The sequence below is a fragment of the Micromonospora sp. NPDC048935 genome (genome assembly GCF_043197875.1).
In the GTDB taxonomy this organism is placed as follows: Bacteria; Actinomycetota; Actinomycetes; order Mycobacteriales; family Micromonosporaceae; genus Micromonospora.
The window spans coordinates 155,048-169,999 of sequence record NZ_JBICTZ010000011.1 but is presented as its reverse complement, the minus strand read 5'-3'; the positions used below and the strand labels follow the sequence as shown (position 1 = coordinate 169,999).

Genomic DNA, 14,952 nt, shown 5'->3' with positions numbered 1-14,952 from the left:
CGTAACGGCGACGCTCGCGTACGCACGGCCACCGGTGCAGCGCCCAATGAGACGATGAACGCCACGACGGATCGGGAGTGGGGCCGGCGGTGCACCGTCGTGGTCGCCGCCGCCGGTTACGGCAAGACCTCCGCCGTGCGGCGATGGCTGGGCGACCGCCAGGTGCGGTGGTGCGACGGGTCGGATGTCGCGGCGCTGGCGAGCGCCGGGCCACAGTGGCTCGCCGCCCTCGGTGCCGCGAACGAGCTACGCGTCGACGCACCGGGCTGGCTCGTCCTCGACGACGTCCCTCGACTCTCCCGCCGCCAGCTACAGACCCTGCTGGACGCCCTGGAACAGCTTCCCCCGCAGCTCCGGGTCGTCCTGGTGACCCGCCACCCGCCCACACTGCCCCACCGGCAGTCGGGGCTGCTCGCGGAGCACGGTCCGACCGACCTGCGGCTCTCGCCCGACCAGGTGGCCGCCGTACTCACCGCCGACCACGGCCGGACCGACCCGACACTCGCGACCCGGATCCACGCCGTCACCGATGGCTGGCCGGCGCTTGTCACCCTGGCCGCGCGGACGGCCGCCACCGGCACGAACGGGGACGACCCGGCCGCGCCGGGGTCACCGCTGGAGTCCTATCTGGTGCGGGAGGTGTTCGCGGAGCTGCCGCCCGAAGTCCACCGACTGTTGCGCGACACGGCGCACCTCGACCCGATCCACCCCGACCTGACCAGTTTCCTCGGGCACCGGGTCCACCGGCTCGACCAACTGGCCCGCGCCGGCATTCTGGTCCCGGCGAGTGCGGGTGGGTGCGCGTACCGGATGGTGCCGGTCGTCGCCAGCGTCGCCCGCCGCCAGTTCCCCCTGGGCCCCACGGCCGCGGAACGCCTGCACACGAGGGCGGCGGCGTGGTACGCCACGCACGGCCACCCCGTCGCGGCCCTCCGGTCGTACCAGAGATCAGGTGTCGCCGAGGCGGCGGCGCTGGTCCTCGCCGACCACGGCGCGGAGCTGCTCGCCTCGGGTGGCGCCGAGACCGTCGTCGACACCTTCCAGTACCTACCCGGGCACGCCCGATCCGACGACCTGCGGCTGCTCTACGGGGAGGCGCTCCAGATGCGCGGCGACTTCGACGCCGCACTGGCCGCGTACGCCGCACTGGCCGATCGTCAGAAGCCCCTCAGCGCCGGGCTCGCCTGGCAGTACGGCCTCGTGCACTACCTGCGCGGCGAACCGCAGGAGGCTCTGGAGATCTTCCAGCGCGGTGTGCCCGACCCGCACCCGTCCACCGACAACGCCCGGCTGCTCGCCTGGACCGCCTCGGCACAGTGGACGACCGGGGACGCCGAGGCGTGCCAGCACAACGCGCAACGGGCCCTCTCGGCAGCGGAAGCCGTCGGCGGCGACGCCGCGCTCGCCGCAGCGCACACCGCGCTCGCCCTCGACGCCAAGCTGCGCGGTGACCGACCGGCGGCCGACGAGCATCACGAGAAGGCGCTGCGGGCCGCCGAGGCGGCGTGCGACACCGTCCAGGTGACCCGCATCCGCGCCAACCGCGCGTCCGCCCTGGTCGGTGAGGGACGTTACCTCGAAGCGCTGGCCGAGGTGCGGCCCGCGGTGGAGTTGGCCCAGACCAACGGGCACGCCGCGATGCTCGCGCTGGCGCTCTGCAACGAGGGCTCGGCCTACTTTCACCTCGGTCAGCTCACCGAGGCCATCACGTGCTACGAACGCGCCGTACCGCTCCTGCAGCGCATGGGGTCCCGCAAGGTGGCGTACCCCCTGGTGGGGATCGGCGACGTCCACGCACTGCGGGGTCGGACGACCCTGGCTCGCGCGGCGTACGAGGAGGCGCTGCGCGCCAGCGAACCCGTCAACGACCAGCAGATCCAGGTGCCGGCGCTCGCCGGACTGGCCCGGGTGCTGGCCGCCGAGGACGGCGTCACGGCGTACGCCCTGGCGCAACGCGCCGTCGAGCTGGAACGCGGCCCCGACTCGGCGACCGCCCGGCTCGCGCTCGGCTGGGTGGCGCTGGAGACCGGCGACCACCAGCGAGCCGCCGAGGTGGCGTTGCTGGCGTCCACCGCCGCCCGGCTGCACCGCGACCGTGCGGCGCTCGCCGAGGCGTTGGAGCTTCGCGGGGCCGCCGCCGTCGACTCCGACGACACCCGCCACGCCTGGCGCGAGGCGGCGGCGACCCTGCGCGACATCGGGTCCGCCGTGGCCGCGGACCGACTCGCGGTGCTGCTCAGTCGGTTGCCCGGGGCGGATCCCCAGGAACGCGTCGACGCCCACCTCGCCGCCGAGCGGCTGACCGGTGCCGGCGTACCGCTGCCGACGCTCGACCGGCAGCGCCCGCGCTGCGTCGCACAGGTCACCGTCCGCACCCTCGGACGCTTCGAGGTGTGCGTGGACGGCTCCCCGGTGCTGGCCAACGCCTGGCAGTCCCGCAAGGCACGGGACCTGCTCCGGATCCTCGCCGCCCGACGCGGTCGCGCGGTGCCCCGCGAGCAGCTCGGCGAGATGCTCTGGCCCGCCCAGGACCCGGACCGGGTCAGCCACCGGCTGTCCGTGGCCCTGTCCACCCTGCGCGGCGTCCTCGATCCGGAACGCCGAACGTCGACGGACCACTTCATCATCGCCGCGCACCCCAGCCTGGCACTCGACGTCGCGCACGTGGAGCTGGATGTCGAGGAGTTCCTCGCCGAGGCGGCACACGGCCTCCGACTGGCCGAGCAGGGTGCGACCGAGGACGCACGCGCCACGCTCCTGCTTGCCGAACACCGCTACCGGGGCGACTTCCTGGAGGACGAACCGTACGACGACTGGTCCCGCCCGACCCGCGACGAGGCGCGTCGGGTCTACCTGCGCGTCGTCCGCAAGCTGGCCGCACTGGCACACGGCGTCGGCGAGATCGACGAGGCCATCCGCCACCTCGGCCGCGCGCTGGAGCTGGAGCCCCACGACGAGGGCGTGCACGGCGAGTTCATCCGGACCCTGACGGCCGCGGGCCGGCACGGCGAGGCCGCCCAGGCATACCGACGTTACGTGGAGGCGATGTCCGCCATCGGCGTACCGGCCCAGGCGCGTGGCGACCTTGTCCCGCCGGGCCGGTCGTACGTACTGCTGCCAGCCGATGCCCAACGGTTTGTCACTCCCTCCCCGTAGCCTGCCCGGCGAGCCGACCGAAAGATTCGTACGAGGGAGAGTGTGGTGTCCGCGATCGCGTCCTTGACCCTGGTGCCCAGGGACAGCATCACCGAGCTGGCCCGCCTGGCCCGCACATCGCCGGCGTCGCTCCACTCGTACCTGGCGGAACACGGGCGCGAGGCGCGGCAGACGTACGACTGGTCCGGGTACTGCATGCTGTACGTCCTGACCTATCTGGACGAGCGCGGCATCGACCTGGAGCCGTCGGAGTTCAATGCCGAGTCCGAGGCCATCAACAGCGGGTACGGCTACACCACACTCATCACCCCGGCCCCGCGGTTGGTGGATCAGCTCGACCCCGGCGCGCACCGCGAGGAGGACCTGGCCGCCCACTTCGAAGAGATGGGGTTGGACTTCGAGGAGAGCGGCGCGGCCGGCCTGGACACGCTGAGAGTGTTGCGCGACAGCATCGCCGAGCTCGCCGATGACCAGGTGTTGTTGCTGAACATCGGCTGAGGCCGACCCCGCCGCGGTCGCCGTCGTCCAGGAGAATCGCGATGCGGCGAGGCAGTGCCCGTTGACGAACTCATTCCGCCTCACGCAACGGCGTCGCAGCTAGTTGTCGTTGAGGTTGACGATCACACCCTGGTCGGCGCATGCCGTCTGGAAACCCGCCACCGCGGCTCCCAGCGGCGCGATGAACCCGAGCGCCCTTTCCTTCTGCCCCTCCGGCAGCTGGGTCATCTGCCAGGCGATGTCGATCAGCGCGGTGCCGTGCTTGCGGATGTCCTCGTGCCGGGAGTCTTCGAACAGCTCCCGGGTCTTGCGGTACTCGGCTTCGGTGAGCTTGTCGTCGCCGGGGTTCGTGTTGGTGCCGTCGGGGTTCTTGCCCGCGGCCATCGCCTTGCAGGCGGCAACCCCGGAATCCTCCTTGATGAACCCGTCGTACACGGCATATCCGCTGGCCGCGATCATCAGGACGGCGACGAATGCGAGGCCGGCGATCAGCAGCGGCTTAGCGCGTGGGGTGGCCGGCCGCGGCGACGGCAGGGGGTCGGGCAGTCCTGCCCCGGGTTCCTGCTGCCCAATCGGCTGCGGCTGCTGCGGCGGGTACACCGGACCGCCCTGCGGGTAGGGCGACTGCGGCTGCTGGGCTTGGTAAGGGTCGGTCACGGTGTGCTCCCCACGTGATTTCTGGCGCTGGTGCAAGGTACCCGTCCTGACTCAGCCCCGAAAGGTCCACGGTGGGTAGACCGCCCGGTGCGCGCCGGGCGCACCGTCGAGGTCGGCCAGGCGGGTCGCCGACACGGGCCGGAGGGGTACGGCGTTGACCGTCGCCGTCAACGCCGTACCCCAGCTCGACCTGGCATCCGACGCACGCCCGCCAGCCGACCCGGCCGCCCTTACGTGCGTGGTCGGTAGGCCAGGCGGCGTAGGACGAACTCGGCGGGGCCGGGGCGTCCGCGCCGGTCCAGCTCACGGGCGACCAGGACGGTGGCGAGCCAGACGGCCACCGCGATGATCAGGCCGGTCACCGTGGGGCTGCCGAAACGGTCGCCGAGGGCGAGCGTGAAGGGTGCCAGGAGGACGAGCCAGGCCACGGACTGCATGAGGTACCCCGACAGGGAGCGCTGGCCCAGGGCGGAGAGGGCGCCGACGACCGGGCCGGATCGGGTGGCCCGCATGGCGATCAGGCCGAAGACGGCCACGTAACCCGGGCCGGCGAACATGCCGGTGGCGCCGTGGAGCAGCAACGCCAGACCGGCTGTCGACTCGTCGACGTGCAACCAGCCGGCGCTGAGCAGAGCGGCCGGGAGACCTCCGACGATGGCCATGCCGAGGCCGAGGATGGCGGTCCAGGTGAGCAGGGTGCGGTGGCGGCTCGGCTCTTCGAGGACGCGGCGGCGAGCGGCCCACATGCCCAGCCAGGCGATCATGATGAAGGGCAGGACGGTCAGGGTGTGCGTCGGCCATTCGCCGAGGCGGTCCAGCATCGCCGTGGCGTAGTCGGGCGCGGCGAGGGAGTCGACGTGCGTCGACGGCAGCGGTGCCGACCCGCCCGTGTCGCCGAGGATGGCGATGACCACGATGGTGCCGAGGACCAGCACCTCGATCGCCGCCAGCGCCCAGAGCACGAGCGCGATCCGGTGGATCCTGTCGCCGCGGCGCAGGAGCAGCAGGGTCATCACGATTCCGACGATCCCGTACGCGCCGAGGAAGTCGCCGTAGTAGAGAAGTGCGGCGTGCGCGAAGCCGAACACGACGAGCCAGAGGTTACGGCGCAGCAGCACGGAACGGACCTGCCGGGGCGTGGCACCGGAGGCGTCCTGGCGGCGGGCGAGCTGGACGAGGCCGTAGCCGAACATCACGGCGAAGACCGGGTAGCCGCGGGCATGGACGAGGTCGAAGAGCACGAGGTTGAGGCCACTGTCGACGCCCTCGGGTGTGGCGTCGAGGCCGGGCTCGCCGGCGAAGACGACCCCGGCGACGTTGGCCAACGCGATGATCAGCAGCATCGCTCCCCGGGCCAGGTCCGGTGCGAGGGCGCGTTCGGTGCGCAGCACCGGCCCTCTCGATGTCCGCGAAGCGGTGTCAGTACCCATTGTCATCTCTCCCCGCCGTCCCGATTTAGTTTCATGGAGAAAGTATCACAGGAAAACTAATAGGGTCTGGCATGATGGTCGGGTATCTGTCCGGGCGAACGTGGGAGCCCATGACCAGCGAGGACTTCGTCCCGGCGCCGCTGCGCCGGCTGTGGGGGATGCCAGAGTCGTCGCGTCTCGGACGACCCGCGACCCTCGACGTCAACGTGGTCGTCGCCGCGGCGGTCACGATCGCCGACCGCGACGGGCTGGCCGGCGTGACGCTCCCCAAGGTCGCCGAGAGCCTCGGCTTCACGAGCATGTCGCTCTACCGGCACGTCGGGTCCAAGGACGAACTGCTCACCCTCATGGCCAACGCCGCGCTCGGCCCACCGCCGACGATCGACGGCGGCGACTGGCGGGAGGGGCTGCGCGGTTGGGCATTCGCGCAGCGCGCGGTCTACCAGCGTCGGCCGTGGATGACGCGCGTACCCATCTCCGGGCCGCCCGCCGGGCCGAACCAGATCGCCTGGATGGAGACCGCGCTGGCGATCATGTCGCGCACCCACCTGGACTGGGCGCACAAGATCGGCGCACTGTCCCTGATCAGCGGATACGTGGTCCAGTCGGTACGGCAGGACACCGAACTATCCGAGGGCAGGGCCCAGGGCCAGGGTCAGGCCGACGCCGAACGCGAATACGGTCGGGCGCTGGCACGGCTCGTCGACCCCGCCCGGTTTCCCGAGATGGCCAGCCTGTTCTCCTCGACGCTGTTCGAGGCACCACCGTCGGACACTCCCGACGCGACGATCGCCGACGCGGACTTCACACTCGGGCTGGAGCTGATCCTCGACGGCATCGCCGTCCGGATCGAGCGCTCCTGATCAGCTCCTGGGTCGGATGACCGCTGCCGTCACGGATCACGGTAGGACTCGCACGTTCCAGGCCGGGTGCTGGGGCTCGTCGTTGTGCACGACGATGTCCGCGCGACGGGTCGGGCGGACCGTAGCGAAATACAGTTCCTGGGAGGGGATGTACCGCTCGCGCCAGCGTCGTTCGACGTCGGCCCGGGTGGACACCCGGCGCTCTCGGATCGCGGCACGCTCCACGGTCTTCTCCAGTGCCGTCGACACGAAGACGCGTAGGTCCCACCGATCGACCAGTGCCGGGTGCAGGAGGAAGACGCCGTCGAAGAGCAGCACGGCGTCGACCGGGGCAGTCGTGAGCGGCGGAGACACCGCGGCATCCGCGCGGCCGTCGTACACCGCGTGTTGGAAGCGTCGATCGCCGCCCGGCCCGAGCGGATCGAGCAGAACCCGGGTCAACGCCTCGCGGTCGTGGGTGTCGTGGTAGCAGCCCTCGGCCGAGTACTCGCCGCGCCGATAGCGCTGCGCCCGGGGGAAGAGAAAGTCGTCGATCGTCGCGCGGATGACGTCGCGGCCCCGGTCGCGCAGGACGACTGCCAACTCGTCGGCGAGGGTGGTCTTGCCGGCGGCGGGTGGTCCGTCGACGGCGACCCGCGTCGGGTGGGCGACGGTGACGGACCCGACCGCCTCGGCCAGGTGCCCGATCAGCTCGTCGCGGGTGCCCTGCACCAGGCCACCGTCCTCTCCGGTCAGGGGCGGTACGCGTTCGTCTTGATCGTGTCGACGAACGCGTCCCAGGCGGCGGGCGCGAAGCTCAGCATCCCGGCATCGGGCGCCGTGGAGTCGCGGACATCGACCTGGACGCGGCGGTCACGCACCTCCACGCACTGACCGTTGCTGCCGGAACGGCTGGACGTGCGCCAGGCGTTACGTTCCATGCTTGCTCAGCTCCTTGACGAACGTGACCGACTCGGCGGGCGACATCGCCAGCGTCCTCAGATTGTCGTACGCCGCCGACAGTCGCGCCAGGTCGCGACTCGACTCAAGTCGGCGGGCCTTTCGGGACGCTGAACGCAGTCTTGAGAACCTCCTCTTGGGGCCGAGGAGGACATGCGGATCATCTTTCCTGGACTCGGTGAAGTCACCGTCCATCCCCACCGCCCCCGTAGATCTGTACGCGACGACTATCCGATCGGGTGCATTGACGGTGCTGAAGTCGTACGGTCGTACGTGGCGGCCCGCACGGGTAGAGGCCGGCGGGGCCGCCGCCCAGTCCTTTACCTGGGAGCGTCAGATGCCCGCTCGTATTCGTACTGCCGTGGACCCGCGGTTTCCCACCGAGTTGACCCGTAGACGCACCGAGCGAGACCTGTCTCTGCGAGACCTGGCCCGCCTCGGGCACTACAGCAAGAGCTTCCTACACGACCTGGAGAGCGGACGCACCCGTCCCACCTCCGACGTCGCACGCCAACTGGACGCCGCTCTCGAAGCCGGCGGGGCACTCGCCGCCATGGTCGTCGACCCGCCAGCCGTCACCACCGCCGATGACGGGGATCGGCTCGCGTACCTGGTCACCAACCCGACCAGGCTAGACGGCGCCGGGGTGCAGTTACTTGCCGACGTGCTGGCCGCTCAGAGAAGGCTCGACGACGCGTTGCCCGCACCGATGATGCTGCCGGTGTCGCTACCTCATTGGCACACGGTCCGCGACCTCGCGGCCCAGGCTCGCGGACGCCACGCGCCCGAACTGCACGAGGTCGCGGCGGAATGGACGCAGTTCATCGGGTGGTTGCACGCCGAGGCGCGCAATGACAACCAGGCGGTGCGGGTGCTCATCGAAGCCGCCCGGGAAGCCGACGCGGTCGACAGTGGCCCACTCGCCGCGCAGACAGAGAACTTCCGCGGCTACCTCGAACGCCAGCGGGGCAATGCTCGGGGCGTGGTGCGGCACTTCCTCGCCGCGTACCACACCCCGGGATCGTCGCCATCGCAACGGGTTGGTGACGCGGTGCAGGCCGCCCACGGATATGCGCTACTTGGTGACCGGCCCTCTGCGGTGCGGCTCCTCGGCGAGGCCAACGACCTGGCCACCGCCGCCGAATCGCACCCGCCGCCCGCGCTCGCGTACTGGCTGACGCCGACGTTCTCGCGCATGGGCCTTGGCCTGGCCTACCTGGCGCTTGGGGACCGGGTCGCTGCGGCGGACAACCTGCGCGCGGGACTGGACGCACTCCCGGAGGATCAGTGTGGCGCGGAGTGGACAGTTGAGTACCGGCAGGCTCTGGCCGTGGCTGGCGGTTGAACTGTCCGGGACGTGTCCGCCACCCGGTCGCGGACAGCCATGGTCTAGATGGTCGACTGTCGCACCCGGAACTCTGAGGTCAGGACGCGGTCACTCACCGTCAACCATCGGTTGAGCCGCGTCCCTCAGAGCGAGGGAGGCGACACGTGCACATCGTCCTCAGGCTTCGGCGACTGCTGGCACGCAAGCCGGCCCCTCCGGTCCAGCCCAGCATCGGCCAGCGCATCCAGAGCCGCGAGCAGGCGGCGGCGAAGGCCCGGATACTCGCGCAGGCGCACCACCGCGCCGGCGGCCGCCAGTACGACGGACCGGCACGGTGACCGCCCGGACGATGCCCACCCCCGGCACCCGGGTGTCCGTGCGGCCCGGCGAGTGGAAACCCAACCCGGACCGCGAGGGCCACACCTACCACGACATCGTCATCGCCTCCGTCCACGAGTCGCACGACCCCGCCTATGCCTGGGTGTACGGGCATGGCCCGGACTGCGCGTGGGAATCCGCCGACTGCACCCAGCCGTGGTGCTTCGAGGTGCTGATCAGCGTCGACGTCCTGGCAGCGACCGCAGCCGGTGAGCGGCCATGACCGTGGCGTTGCCGAAGGCGCGGTGGCGGCAGACCCTCGGCGAGCACCAGGCCGTCGACGGCCGATGCCCGATCTGCCAGACCGCTGGCCGCTGCTGGGAATGGGCAGAGGCGTTCGCCCAACTCGTCGCCCACGACCTCCTGCTGCCCGACAACCCGACGACCGGCCGCACCCGGCCGGCTGACATGAAGGAGCAACACACCATGGACGAACTCACCTTCGTTCGCCCGAACCGGTGCGACAACTCCGGCCCGAACTGCGTCGAGGTCGCCATCGACGCCGACCTCAACCGGATCGTCCGCAGCTCGAAGCGCCCAGGCGAGCAGATCATCGTCGACCGGGACGAGTGGGCGCCGTTCGTGGCGAGCATCCGCGCCGGGCAGGACTTCTGAGCCGATGATGGATGGGCCGATCGACAACGCGGGCGGTTGGCCCATCCCAACCGGCCGGGCGACGTGCCTGGGCTGCATGCCCCGGATCCTCCCCGGGTCCAGGCATGACTGCGTCGGCGACAAGATCCACGACGCAGGCGTGTTGTGGTGGTGCTACTGCCGCGAGCCGGAGTGCCGCCGCCGGCAGGCCGGGATCTGGCCCACGGATCTGTCTGCGGTCGAGCGTTTCCGCCGGCACGGCAGGGGTCGCCCGAGCACCCGGAAACCGCCACCGTCCTGACGTCTTCCCGACGGCCGAGCGCCCCGGCACCTGATGATCAGGCGAAGGCCACAGACAAGATGGGAACGATCTTGCTCCGGAGGCGGAGTACACCCTCAGGCATGAGCGGACGCTGGATCGTGTTGGTGTCAGTCCTGCTGCAGGGGCCTACGTCGGGCGCGCACGATTCGGTGCGTGATACGCCATCCGGCAGCCGTTCGTTCGACGGTGTCCTCGTACGTGACGCTGCCGGTCGATCCATCAGCCATGACCCCGAATCCCTTGGACAGGGCATTGACCGTGCCGTCCGCCGTCTCGCGCAGCACGATATTTGTCACGTGGTGGGCTACCGGGTTGGCGTCGCCCAGGGCCAGGCCGGCTTCCCGGGCTGCGGCGAGACCGACCAACGTGCCGCCGCCGAGAGCCGACACGTCGTAGACGACGTCGTCGGTGAACAGCGCCGCCAGGCCGTCGAAGTCGCCACGATCTGTCAGGTGCCCGTGCGAGTTGATCAGATCCGTAATGGTGATCCGGTCATCCATGGTGATGGGCATCGTGCTCCCCTCCGATCCCTAAACGGGGAACTCCCCGCTTAGCTGCCGGTAACGTATCCGGGGATGTCCCCGGTTAGCAAGCGTGGCCCGCGCTCCGACGCGTCCCGTAACCGTGCGCGACTCGTCGCCGCGGCCCGTGAGGCGCTGGCCGAGGCGGGCAACGACGTCGCGTTCGACGTGATCGCCCGACGAGCCGGGGTCGGCAACGCCACCCTGTACCGCCACTTCCCGACGCGCGCCGACCTGCTCGTCGCCGTCTATGCCGACGAGGTCGCCGCACTGTGCCAACGCGGCGAGCAGTTGTTGGGGTCCGCGGCACCGACGGAAGCGCTGTTCGCCTGGCTCGACGAATTCGTGGTGCACGTGGCCACCAAGCGCCCCCTCGCCCTGGCCGCGACGGAAGGCTCCGACGAGAGCCGTACCACGCTGTTTCGGGACTGGCACGCGTCGATCACCTCGATCGCCGACCGCCTCGTCCGACGCGCGCAGCCAGCACTCCGTTCCGACCTCACCGCCACCGACGTGCTGACCCTGGCCAGCGGAGCGGCCCTCACCGCCGACCCGGCGCAGGCCCGCCGCCTGGTCGCACTCCTGCGCACGGGCATTCTCGCTTCGACCGGCACCGACTGACGCTTCCCTCGCGGGGTGTGCGGTCAGGTCCCGCAACACGGCTGAGAACTGGAGTGCGCGGCAACGAGCAGACTGGTTGGATCGCTGAAATGGCCCACCTGTATCCGGAGATCGAACCCTTCGCGCACGGCATGCTCGACGTCGGGGACGGCCACCTCGTCTACTGGGAGAGCAGCGGCAACCCCGCCGGAAAGCCAGCCCTGGTGTTGCACGGTGGCCCCGGCTCCGGGGCCGGCGCCTTCTGGCGGCGATTCTTCGACCCGGCCGTCTATCGGGTGGTCCTGTTCGATCAGCGGGGATGCGGACGCAGCACGCCAGACGCGGGCGACGTGCGAACGGACCTGTCGACAAACACCATGCCGCACCTGCTGGCCGATATCGAAAAGCTGCGCACGCACCTGCACATCGACAGGTGGCTACTGCTCGGCGGATCGTGGGGCAGCGCCCTCGGCCTCGGCTACGCCGAGCGGCACCCCGACCGGGTCACCGAGATCGTGCTGTTCAGCGTCGTCACCAGCACACCGGCAGAGCACAGGTGGCTCACCCGCGACCTCGGACGGATCTTCCCCGAACAGTGGGAGAGATTCCGGGACGCGGTGCCGGCGACCGAACGCGACGGCAATCTGCCCGCCGCCTACGCCCGCCTGCTCGCCGATCCAGACGAGGGCGTGCGGGACCGAGCCGCCCGCAACTGGTGCGCCTGGGAGGACGCCCTCGTCTCGAACCTGCCCGGCAGTCGCCCTGACCCTCGCTACGAGGACCCGGCGTTCCGGATGACCTTCGCGCGTCTCGTCACCCACTACTGGGCGCACGACGGTTGGTTCGCCGACGGCGAGTTGATGGCTGGTGCGCACCGGCTCGCCGGCATTCCCGGTGTGCTCGTACACGGCCGGCTCGACCTCGGGAGCCCGGTCGACATCCCGTGGCAGCTGTCCAAGCTGTGGCCCGAGGCACGGTTGGAGCTGATCGACGATGCTGGCCACGGCGCCGGGCGCGGCATTGGCGACGTGGTCATCGACGCCCTGGACCGCTTCGGGGCCGGCTGAGGATCGCGGAGATCAGGCGATCTGCCGAAGGTCACTGCCGTAGTCGAAGATGATCCACATCCGGGCGCCCAGTGCTCGTGCGTATCGGCCGAGGGTCGCCACCAGCCGAACCGCTGGCGGATGGGGCCACGCAGGCTAGACTAAGCCCTTAGCTAACCGAGGAGGTTGCGCCATGTCGTCGGAGGCCGTGCACTACAACATGCATGATGCCAAGACCCATCTGTCGCGCATCATCGAACGGGTCGAACGCGGCGAGGAGATCATCATCGACCGGGCCGGTACTCCGGTGGCGAAGGTCGTGCCGCTGGTTCGGCGGGCCAACCGCACCGCAGTCGGTTCCCTCGCCGGGCAACTGGACCTCTCCGGCGACTGGGACTCAGCACAGACCAACGCCGAGATCGCCGCCGACTTCGGCATCGGCGCATGACCCTGCTGCTGGACACCCACGTCGCGCTCTGGGCCATCACCGGCGACGCGACCCTCGGCACCGAGTTCCTCGACCGGCTACGCCACGAGCCGGACATCTTCCTCTCCCCGGTCACCCTGTGGGAGATCACCATCAAACAGCGCGCGGGGAAACTCCCCGGCCCCCCTGACCTCGCCGAGCGGGTAAGAGACATGGGCTTCCGCGAGCTTCCGGTGACCCACGCCCACGCCATCGCCGCCGGCCGCCTGCCACCGCATCACCGCGATCCGTTCGATCGCATGCTGGTGGCCCAGGCGATCACCGAGAATCTGACCCTGGCCTCCCGCGACGCGTCGATAGCGCTGTACGACGTGGACGTCCTCAAGGTGTGATCGGTCGCGCGCCCATCAACGCTTGATGCCGACGAGGGGCCTACCCCAACCGATCTCCGAGATGCCGGCCGTGGCCTGCAACTTCGCGGGTCTTGAACCCTCCGTTTGGGCATCCGTTTCGGTGGGGCGGGCGGGACTCGAACCCGCGACCGAGGGATTATGAGTGGCCCTCACGGCAGAGACTGCGCCCTCTACCTGCAACTACAGCCACAGTCAAGGCGACTCCACGAAACTGCAACCGCTTGCACCACCCTCGCTTCGCACCACGAACGGCACCACGAGCGATCCGGTTCGTCTCGACTTGGCAGCGGCACCAGCGTTCCGCATCGAACGCGTCCTCGTCCCCATCGTGCAACTCGGCACGGATGTCATCCCAGTCATGGAAGTCGCTCATCAGCTTCCCTCCCCGAGCGCGTCCTGCCGTGAACCTCGGGCGGCCACCGTCAGGAAACCGCGAGCAGTAGGAACTCACAGCGAACGCCGCCGGCCTTGGCGAGCCGAGCATCACTTGTCACGAATGGGCAGGCCAACATCTCCGCCGCCGCGACGTAAGCCGCGTCGTACGCCGTGACATTGCCTCGCAACTGCCACATCCGGTCGAGCAGCACAGCGATGTCAACCTCATCGATGACCAACGAAGGCAGGGTGTCGATCGCCTCCTGCGCCCGGGCAAGGCCCAGCTTCCCACCGAGGACCTTGCCTCTGATCACCGACATGACCTCGACCAGAAGATGGCTCGGTGCGGCCCAGTGCGGATCTCCGATCAGCTCGGCCCGCGCCGCGTCGCCGACCGGCCCGTCGTCTATCAGGGCATCGGCCAGAACCGACGCGTCCACGACAATCATGCGGCGCTTCCCCATGGTCCGCGTTGCTCCCGCTGGTCATTCAACTCGGCCGCGCTCTCCCCCGGCAGGGAGTGAGCACCGTCCGATCGGCCGGCGAAGCGATCAAGGACAGCCGTGTTGCGCAGCCGCCGAGCCTGCGTCTCCACCAGGTCCAGCAGGTACGCCTGGAGTGACTGCCCGCGCGCCTTGGCCTGCGCCGCCAGGGCGTCTCGTACTTCTTCCGGCACGTCCCGAATCTGGAGAGCAACCATGCATTCATTATGCATGCAGCATCACTCGCTCACCAGGAAAGCACTCTCGCTTACCAGGAAAAACTGAAAGCTTCCATCACGCGTACGCATGATGACTGCCGCTACACGTCGGCTTGAGTACTGTCGATGTCCGGCTGTAGCGTTCTGCCGGTGAAACGGCTGGTGGACCGGCACCGTGATCTCGCCGGGTGGTTGGTGACGCCGTTGCTCACCCTGGTAGCGGCTCCAGTGTTGGCCTGCTTCGTCGGGGTGGTGGGAAACCTCGTTGACCACAACGGCCCGCCTCCGCTGTGCGAGGAAACCATTGCGGAAAACCTGTGCGAGGAGACCACCCTCGGAGTGGTCGGCGTACATGTGGTCATCTCGGCGGTTATGTGGTTGCTGCTCTGGGTTATCCCGTGGTGGCGAGGTCTTCGCAAGGCGCGCGTCCTGCTGGCCGTCGCCGCGACAGTCGTGCTCGTAGTCCTGCCGGTGCGGATGTTCAACTGGTTCTCGCAAACCTGACAATCGTGCGTCGCCGCATATCTCCAGCGGCGGCAACGTACGCGCAGGCACCACGGCAAGATCGGCGATCTGGTGGTGGTGCTGGTGGGGCGGGCGGGACTCGAACCCGCGACCGAGGGATTATGAGTCCCCTGCTCTAACCGGCTGAGCTACCGCCCCGAAACACCGCGCCGGATCTTATCCCGCTCGGCGATCAGCAGCC

19 protein-coding genes and 1 tRNA gene are annotated in these 14,952 nt (G+C 69.8%); 12 read left to right on the top strand and 8 right to left on the bottom strand.

The genetic code is table 11. The features are described 5' to 3' along the window. Positions 1-54: 54 nt before the first annotated feature. Positions 55-3,156 carry a tetratricopeptide repeat protein gene (locus ACGFIW_RS27015; RefSeq protein WP_393321228.1) on the top strand — a complete coding sequence of 1,034 codons (3,102 nt, stop codon included), beginning with the start codon at positions 55-57 and terminating at the stop codon, positions 3,154-3,156. Between the two features lie 45 nt (positions 3,157-3,201). After that, positions 3,202-3,654 (top strand): hypothetical protein, encoded by a 453-nt coding sequence (locus tag ACGFIW_RS27010; protein WP_393321225.1) that lies wholly within the window; start codon positions 3,202-3,204, stop codon positions 3,652-3,654. Positions 3,655-3,753: 99 nt separating this feature from the next. On the opposite strand, the gene ACGFIW_RS27005 is transcribed toward ACGFIW_RS27010, so the two are convergent. After that, positions 3,754-4,347 (bottom strand): hypothetical protein, encoded by a 594-nt coding sequence (locus tag ACGFIW_RS27005; protein WP_393321222.1) that lies wholly within the window; start codon positions 4,345-4,347, stop codon positions 3,754-3,756. Positions 4,348-4,541: 194 nt separating this feature from the next. Beyond that, complete coding sequence (locus ACGFIW_RS27000; RefSeq protein ID WP_393321220.1) at positions 4,542-5,741, bottom strand: DUF418 domain-containing protein; 1,200 nt, start codon at positions 5,739-5,741, stop codon at positions 4,542-4,544. 110 nt (positions 5,742-5,851) lie between these two features. Here ACGFIW_RS27000 and ACGFIW_RS26995 point away from each other — a divergent pair, with 110 nt between their 5' ends. Continuing rightward, entirely contained in the window at positions 5,852-6,604 is a 753-nt protein-coding gene (locus tag ACGFIW_RS26995) for a TetR/AcrR family transcriptional regulator (protein WP_393321217.1), read from the top strand. A 36-nt stretch (positions 6,605-6,640) separates the two neighbouring features. Here ACGFIW_RS26995 and ACGFIW_RS26990 read toward each other — a convergent pair whose 3' ends face one another. Together ACGFIW_RS26990 and ACGFIW_RS26985 are read right to left on the bottom strand one after the other, a co-directional pair. Next, entirely contained in the window at positions 6,641-7,318 is a 678-nt protein-coding gene (locus ACGFIW_RS26990; protein WP_393321525.1) for a cytidylate kinase family protein, read from the bottom strand. Between the two features lie 17 nt (positions 7,319-7,335). Next, on the bottom strand, positions 7,336-7,524 hold the full coding sequence (locus ACGFIW_RS26985) for a DUF397 domain-containing protein (protein WP_393321214.1): 189 nt from the start codon (positions 7,522-7,524) through the stop codon (positions 7,336-7,338). A gap of 356 nt (positions 7,525-7,880) precedes the next feature. Here ACGFIW_RS26985 and ACGFIW_RS26980 point away from each other — a divergent pair, with 356 nt between their 5' ends. The 4 genes from ACGFIW_RS26980 (at position 7,881) to ACGFIW_RS26965 (ending at position 9,863) form a co-directional block, all read left to right on the top strand. Next, on the top strand, positions 7,881-8,888 hold the full coding sequence (locus ACGFIW_RS26980; RefSeq protein ID WP_393321212.1) for a multiprotein-bridging factor 1 family protein: 1,008 nt from the start codon (positions 7,881-7,883) through the stop codon (positions 8,886-8,888). A 146-nt stretch (positions 8,889-9,034) separates the two neighbouring features. Then, positions 9,035-9,208, top strand: coding sequence for a hypothetical protein (locus tag ACGFIW_RS26975; protein WP_393321209.1), 174 nt, complete (start codon positions 9,035-9,037; stop codon positions 9,206-9,208). Further along, positions 9,205-9,471 (top strand): hypothetical protein, encoded by a 267-nt coding sequence (locus tag ACGFIW_RS26970; protein WP_393321206.1) that lies wholly within the window; start codon positions 9,205-9,207, stop codon positions 9,469-9,471. The genes ACGFIW_RS26975 and ACGFIW_RS26970 overlap by 4 nt, the downstream gene beginning before the upstream one ends. Next, positions 9,468-9,863 (top strand): DUF397 domain-containing protein, encoded by a 396-nt coding sequence (locus tag ACGFIW_RS26965; protein ID WP_393321203.1) that lies wholly within the window; start codon positions 9,468-9,470, stop codon positions 9,861-9,863. Before ACGFIW_RS26970 ends, ACGFIW_RS26965 begins: the two co-directional genes overlap by 4 nt. 408 nt (positions 9,864-10,271) lie before the next feature. Here ACGFIW_RS26965 and ACGFIW_RS26960 read toward each other — a convergent pair whose 3' ends face one another. After that, entirely contained in the window at positions 10,272-10,676 is a 405-nt protein-coding gene (locus ACGFIW_RS26960) for a nuclear transport factor 2 family protein (RefSeq protein ID WP_393321200.1), read from the bottom strand. Positions 10,677-10,739: 63 nt separating this feature from the next. Here ACGFIW_RS26960 and ACGFIW_RS26955 point away from each other — a divergent pair, with 63 nt between their 5' ends. The 4 genes from ACGFIW_RS26955 to ACGFIW_RS26940 all read left to right on the top strand — a co-directional run bounded on the left by ACGFIW_RS26955 (position 10,740) and on the right by ACGFIW_RS26940 (position 13,150). Further along, entirely contained in the window at positions 10,740-11,306 is a 567-nt protein-coding gene (locus ACGFIW_RS26955) for a TetR/AcrR family transcriptional regulator (protein WP_393321197.1), read from the top strand. Positions 11,307-11,395: 89 nt separating this feature from the next. Further along, the gene (gene pip / locus ACGFIW_RS26950) at positions 11,396-12,352 is read left to right on the top strand and encodes a prolyl aminopeptidase (protein WP_393321194.1); all 957 of its coding nucleotides are present in this window, start codon (positions 11,396-11,398) and stop codon (positions 12,350-12,352) included. Between the two features lie 172 nt (positions 12,353-12,524). Beyond that, a complete protein-coding gene (locus ACGFIW_RS26945) occupies positions 12,525-12,779 on the top strand; it encodes a type II toxin-antitoxin system Phd/YefM family antitoxin (protein ID WP_393321191.1) in 255 nt (84 codons plus the stop codon). After that, positions 12,776-13,150 carry a type II toxin-antitoxin system VapC family toxin gene (locus ACGFIW_RS26940; RefSeq protein ID WP_393248498.1) on the top strand — a complete coding sequence of 125 codons (375 nt, stop codon included), beginning with the start codon at positions 12,776-12,778 and terminating at the stop codon, positions 13,148-13,150. The genes ACGFIW_RS26945 and ACGFIW_RS26940 overlap by 4 nt, the downstream gene beginning before the upstream one ends. A gap of 443 nt (positions 13,151-13,593) precedes the next feature. On the opposite strand, the gene ACGFIW_RS26935 is transcribed toward ACGFIW_RS26940, so the two are convergent. Continuing rightward, on the bottom strand, positions 13,594-14,010 hold the full coding sequence (locus ACGFIW_RS26935; protein ID WP_393321188.1) for a type II toxin-antitoxin system VapC family toxin: 417 nt from the start codon (positions 14,008-14,010) through the stop codon (positions 13,594-13,596). After that, complete coding sequence (locus ACGFIW_RS26930) at positions 13,992-14,246, bottom strand: hypothetical protein (protein WP_393321185.1); 255 nt, start codon at positions 14,244-14,246, stop codon at positions 13,992-13,994. The genes ACGFIW_RS26935 and ACGFIW_RS26930 overlap by 19 nt, the downstream gene beginning before the upstream one ends. Positions 14,247-14,396: 150 nt before the next feature. On the opposite strand from ACGFIW_RS26930, the gene ACGFIW_RS26925 reads away from it, so the two are divergent. After that, entirely contained in the window at positions 14,397-14,750 is a 354-nt protein-coding gene (locus tag ACGFIW_RS26925) for a hypothetical protein (protein ID WP_393321182.1), read from the top strand. Positions 14,751-14,832: 82 nt separating this feature from the next. Here the strand turns inward: ACGFIW_RS26925 and ACGFIW_RS26920 are convergent. Continuing rightward, positions 14,833-14,909 (bottom strand) — tRNA-Ile (locus tag ACGFIW_RS26920). Positions 14,910-14,952: the final 43 nt, after the last annotated feature.

Bases quoted from the DNA above. Each gene is read 5' to 3' on its own strand.
- ACGFIW_RS27015 (WP_393321228.1), top strand. From the start codon at position 55: ATGAACGCCACGACGGATCGGGAGTGGGGCCGGCGGTGCACCGTCGTG.
- ACGFIW_RS27000 (WP_393321220.1), bottom strand. From the start codon at position 5,741: ATGGGTACTGACACCGCTTCGCGGACATCGAGAGGGCCGGTGCTGCGC.
- ACGFIW_RS26995 (WP_393321217.1), top strand. From the start codon at position 5,852: ATGACCAGCGAGGACTTCGTCCCGGCGCCGCTGCGCCGGCTGTGGGGG.
- ACGFIW_RS26985 (WP_393321214.1), bottom strand. From the start codon at position 7,524: ATGGAACGTAACGCCTGGCGCACGTCCAGCCGTTCCGGCAGCAACGGT.
- ACGFIW_RS26980 (WP_393321212.1), top strand. From the start codon at position 7,881: ATGCCCGCTCGTATTCGTACTGCCGTGGACCCGCGGTTTCCCACCGAG.
- ACGFIW_RS26965 (WP_393321203.1), top strand. From the start codon at position 9,468: ATGACCGTGGCGTTGCCGAAGGCGCGGTGGCGGCAGACCCTCGGCGAG.
- ACGFIW_RS26960 (WP_393321200.1), bottom strand. From the start codon at position 10,676: ATGCCCATCACCATGGATGACCGGATCACCATTACGGATCTGATCAAC.
- ACGFIW_RS26955 (WP_393321197.1), top strand. From the start codon at position 10,740: ATGTCCCCGGTTAGCAAGCGTGGCCCGCGCTCCGACGCGTCCCGTAAC.
- pip (WP_393321194.1), top strand. From the start codon at position 11,396: ATGGCCCACCTGTATCCGGAGATCGAACCCTTCGCGCACGGCATGCTC.
- ACGFIW_RS26945 (WP_393321191.1), top strand. From the start codon at position 12,525: ATGTCGTCGGAGGCCGTGCACTACAACATGCATGATGCCAAGACCCAT.
- ACGFIW_RS26940 (WP_393248498.1), top strand. From the start codon at position 12,776: ATGACCCTGCTGCTGGACACCCACGTCGCGCTCTGGGCCATCACCGGC.
- ACGFIW_RS26935 (WP_393321188.1), bottom strand. From the start codon at position 14,010: ATGGGGAAGCGCCGCATGATTGTCGTGGACGCGTCGGTTCTGGCCGAT.
- ACGFIW_RS26930 (WP_393321185.1), bottom strand. From the start codon at position 14,246: ATGGTTGCTCTCCAGATTCGGGACGTGCCGGAAGAAGTACGAGACGCC.